The organism is Roseibium sp. (assembly GCF_025698965.1).
In the GTDB taxonomy this organism is placed as follows: Bacteria; Pseudomonadota; Alphaproteobacteria; order Rhizobiales; family Stappiaceae; genus Roseibium.
This window is the reverse complement of record NZ_JAILWL010000496.1, coordinates 1-4,672: the sequence shown is the minus strand read 5'-3', so window position 1 is coordinate 4,672 and position 4,672 is coordinate 1. Positions and strand designations below refer to the sequence as shown.

The following is a 4,672-nucleotide window of genomic DNA, read 5'->3' as shown; positions in this document are numbered from 1 at the left end:
TCAGCCACACGGCCACCACTCCTGCCCCGATATTTGCCCCCAGCACCAGCGGCACCGCCGCTTCCAAGGGAAGTCCGGCATTTTGGACAAATGCGGCAATCATCAGCACGGCAGCAACACTGGAGTGGATCAGGAAAGCGAGAACAGCTCCAAGAACCAACGCCGTTAACGCGTCACCAGCCAGATAGCCGGCAATATGCGGCATGAACTGAGCTTCTTTTAACGGGGTCGTTGATTCTCCGATCATCTGGAGCGAGATCAGAACAAGTGCGATGCCGATCAGAATTCGACCGGCCTGCTTCATGACGCGGGAATCAAGTTTCAGGAACAACCACGCCCCGACCGCCAGCAACAGCGGCACCAGCCAACTCAGGTCAAACACCAGAAACTGAACAACCAGCGAAGACCCCAGATCCGCACCGAGCAGCACTGCGAGCCCTGCGGCTGTTGAAAGAATACCCGATGTTGCAAACCCGGCAGCAAGAACGGCTACGGCAGTCGCGCTTTGCAGCAAGATAGCCACCAGCATACCGGACAAAGCTCCGGTCACGCGACCTGACGCTGCTTTGCTGATCGTTCGCCGGAGAGCAGGACCGGATGCCCGCTCAAATCCGGTCCGGACCATTCGAACTGCATAGAGGAGCAGCATGACCGCTCCGAGCATTTTTATCAAAACGACTATTGCCATCTATTTAAACTTCTAATTCTTCGATATTATTTTTATTAGCCGGGCAAATTTATAAAAACCAAACACGGCAAAAAACAAGCAAAAAAGTGCACTCAGTGCTCATATTTTCGTAATCGCGGTGACGCAACTGCAGCCAAGTCCTTGAAGCCACAATGGGAAGTGCGAACGACCGACGGCCGAATAAATTTTTTCGTCAGTGATTTATTCGGGCAAAACGCCCCTAGGACGACCAGGGGAACATCCACGGCCAGAAGAATTCCGGTGCTGATCGAGAATCAGCAGAAACTCCGGAAGCACTCGTTGCGACACGCAGCACCAGTCACCAAGACAAAATTTTGGGAGAGAATGGTGGGCGATGAGAGACTCGAACTCCCGACATCTTCGGTGTAAACGAAGCGCTCTACCAACTGAGCTAATCGCCCTCAACGAGGTGAGACGCCTTTTAGGAGGTCCCATTCCGCTTGGCAAGAGCAAATTTAAAGAAATTTATTTCTCAGAAAATCAGCCTGTGGATGACGCTTAACACACAGAAATTTTCACAAGAGACAATAACCCGCCGCTCACTGTAAAACCCGAGGATCCTTGCATATGCCGATCAGCCGCCGGTCTTTTCTGAGTACAGGCCTTTCTGCACTTGGCCTCATGGGGCCATACCTTAAATCGGTACCTGCATCGGCGAGCGCACCAAAGGTCATCGTGATAGGTGCCGGCATTTCAGGTCTTGCTGCGGCAGAAAAACTTTCAATACATGGCCTTCGTGTCACGCTCCTCGAAGGCCGGGAACGCATTGGAGGTCGTCTTTGGACCGATCGTAGCCTCGGCGCGCCGCTCGATCTCGGTGCAAGCTGGATACACGGAATCCGTGGCAATCCGATTACCAAACTCGCCAAACGGTTCTCACAACCGCTCTACAAATGGGACTACGACAATGAATTGACCTTCGATTTGCTCGGTTTTAAAGCCAGGGCGCTGAACCGGTTTGATGAACTGGCGGCGGCACTTCTGGACGTCGCGTACAATAACCGGGCGAATTCCAGCTCCGTTTCCGTGGCCGAAGCCATAGAAACTGTCAGCAGAAAACACCTCGGCTCGCAATTGACCTCAAAAGAAATCGCTTTTTTGACGGCAAGTCTGGTCGAGCTGGAATATGCTGCAGAGGCTGAAAGCCTCTCGCTCAACGGTGCATTTGAAGGGGTTGGCTTCGACGGAGCGGATGCGGTGCTCCCGGAAGGATACGACCGGATTGCATCAAATCTCGCAGCCGGCCTCGACATTCGCCTCGGCACCAAAGTTGATACAATCAACTATTCGGTAAGGGGGATTTCTGTGCAAGCTGGTGGTGTTGCATTCGATGCAGACTTTGCGATCTGTACCCTGCCTCTTGGTGTTTTGAAAACGGGCACTCCTGCATTCGACCCACCCCTTCCCGCTGAAAAACGGCGAGCGATTGAGCTGCTTGGAATGGGAGTACTGAACAAGATCTTTCTGGCTTACCCGATCGAATTCTGCCGAACGGACATATTGAATTTCAATCGCATCTCGAAATCATCAAAAGAGTTTGCCTATTGGGCCAACCTTTATCCGTCTACCGGACAACCGGTTCTATGCGCGCTGAATGCAGGTAAATTCGGCAAAGAGCTTGAAGGACTAAGCGAACCGGACCGGAGAGAGCGCGCGCATAAAGCCCTACAGTCCATGTTTGGCATCGACATTCCAGCACCGACGGCCTCACGCTCTTCCGCCTGGCAGTCTGATGCCTTTGCACGTGGCTCGTATTCATATCTGCCCGTCGGAGCAGACACCGCCGAGCGCATTTCACTTGCCGCACCGCTGAAAGGCACGATCTTCTTTGCGGGCGAAGCCACAAGTCTGGACAACCCTTCCACGGTCCATGGCGCCTATCAAAGCGGCCTCAAGGCAGCGGAAGATCTGCTCTCCAGAACAAAGTGATGGCCGATGAGCAGAAACTGCGGGAGCCAGGCAGGCCGGCAGTCCTTTCCTTCTGGGCGGAAGATATTGATCAAAAAAAGACCCCGTGCCAGGTTTCCCGGGCACGGGGTCTTTCAAGACAATCTGTCTTTGAACGGTTAGCCGTTCACAGCGTCCTTCAGGCCTTTACCGGCCTTGAACTTCGGCGTCTTAGAAGCCGGGATCTGGATCGTTTCGCCAGTCCGCGGGTTACGGCCTTCGGTGGCTGCACGTTCGGAAACCGTGAAGTTACCAAAACCGATGATGCGGACTTCGTCGCCGCTTTTCAGCGTCTGAGTGACTGCATCAAAAGTAGCGTCAACTGCTTCGCCTGCCTGCGCCTTTGTCAGGCCGGTCTTTTCTGCAACAGCTGCGATCAGATCGTTCTTATTCATAGCAGATACCTTTCTAAGAAACGGCAGAGTGCCGACGATTCCTGTCAGCGCCGTTGACGCGAAATTCGGGCGAAATGAAATGAAACGCAAGTGGTTTTTTCGCAGAAAACAGCCGTTTTGCCCGATTATTCAAAGGAAAAGCCCCGGAGAACCCGGGGCTTGACGTTTTGTGCACTGCAAATTGGCCTTTAGTGGGCCAAAACGCCGGATGTGTCTTTTTCCGATTCACTCGCTTTCGCAGCTGCTTCGGCGGCATTTTCATCCCACTCGATCGCATCCGGCAAACGCACAAGAGCGTGTTTCAAGACCTCTTCCATACCGGAGACCGGGATAATCTCGAGTGAGTTTTTCACCGAGTCCGGAATGTCGGCAAGGTCCTTGGCGTTGTCCTCGGGAATCATTACCAGCTTGATTCCACCGCGCAGGGCAGCCAGCAATTTTTCCTTCAAGCCACCGATCGGCAGAACCCGACCGCGCAACGTGATCTCGCCGGTCATGGCCACATCCCGACGAACCGGAATTCCGGTCATGGTCGAGATAACAGCCGTCGCCATGGCGATACCCGCAGACGGTCCATCCTTTGGCGTCGCACCTTCCGGCACGTGCACGTGGATGTCGGTCTTGTCGAATTTCGGCGGTTCGATGCCGAAATCGACGGCACGAGAGCGAACGTAGGAAGCAGCCGCAGAAATCGACTCCTTCATCACATCCTTCAGGTTGCCGGTCACGGTCATCTTGCCTTTACCCGGCATCATCACGCCTTCGATGGTGAGCAGTTCACCGCCGACCTCGGTCCATGCGAGACCTGTGACAACGCCTACCTGATCTTCCAATTCGGCTTCACCGTAGCGATAGCGAGGCACGCCGAGATATTCCTCGACCACCTCAGGCGTCACCGTGATGCTTTCCTTGTCACTCATCAGGATTTCCTTGACCGATTTACGGGCCAGGGTCGCCATCTCGCGTTCAAGGTTTCGCACACCGGCTTCACGGGTGTAGCGGCGAACGATGAATTGCAGCGCGTCATCCTCGATCGTGAACTCGCCTTCGCGCAGTCCATGATCTTTTTCCGCTTTCGGAAGGAGGTGACGGCGGCAGATTTCCACTTTCTCCTCTTCCGTGTAGCCGGCAATCCGGATGACTTCCATACGGTCCATCAAAGGACCTGGAATATTCAGCGTATTGGCTGTCGTCACGAACATTACGTCTGAAAGATCGTATTCGACCTCCAGGTAATGATCCATGAAGGAGGAGTTCTGTTCCGGATCAAGCACCTCGAGCAGAGCGGACGACGGATCGCCGCGGAAATCCATGCCCATCTTGTCGATCTCGTCGAGCAGAAAGAGCGGGTTGGATTTCTTCGCCTTTTTCATCGACTGGATGACCTTGCCGGGCATCGAACCGATGTAAGTGCGGCGGTGACCGCGGATTTCCGCCTCATCACGCACGCCACCGAGGGACATACGGACGAATTCGCGGCCCGTTGCCTTGGCGATGGACTTGCCAAGCGACGTCTTACCGACGCCAGGAGGTCCGACGAGGCAGAGAATCGGTCCTCTCAATTTGTTGGCCCGGCTCTGAACCGCCAGATATTCGACGATCCGTTCCTTGACCTTGTCGA

At 54.3% G+C, this 4,672-nt stretch carries 4 protein-coding genes and 1 tRNA gene; 1 reads left to right on the top strand and 4 read right to left on the bottom strand.

Annotation, left to right across the window (positions count from 1 at the left end):
- The coding region (locus tag K5905_RS27935; RefSeq protein ID WP_297590478.1) for a Na/Pi symporter at positions 1–649 on the bottom strand (649 nt) is incomplete at its 3' end.
- Positions 650–1,034: 385 nt separating this feature from the next.
- Positions 1,035–1,110: transfer RNA gene (locus K5905_RS27930), tRNA-Val, on the bottom strand.
- 166 nt (positions 1,111–1,276) lie between these two features.
- Here K5905_RS27930 and K5905_RS27925 point away from each other — a divergent pair.
- Complete coding sequence (locus K5905_RS27925) at positions 1,277–2,638, top strand: FAD-dependent oxidoreductase (protein WP_297590476.1); 1,362 nt, start codon at positions 1,277–1,279, stop codon at positions 2,636–2,638.
- A 137-nt stretch (positions 2,639–2,775) separates the two neighbouring features.
- Here K5905_RS27925 and K5905_RS27920 read toward each other — a convergent pair whose 3' ends face one another.
- Entirely contained in the window at positions 2,776–3,051 is a 276-nt protein-coding gene (locus K5905_RS27920; protein WP_297590473.1) for an HU family DNA-binding protein, read from the bottom strand.
- Between the two features lie 188 nt (positions 3,052–3,239).
- Positions 3,240–4,672: endopeptidase La (lon, locus tag K5905_RS27915; protein ID WP_297590469.1), on the bottom strand; the 1,433-nt coding region annotated here is incomplete at its 5' end.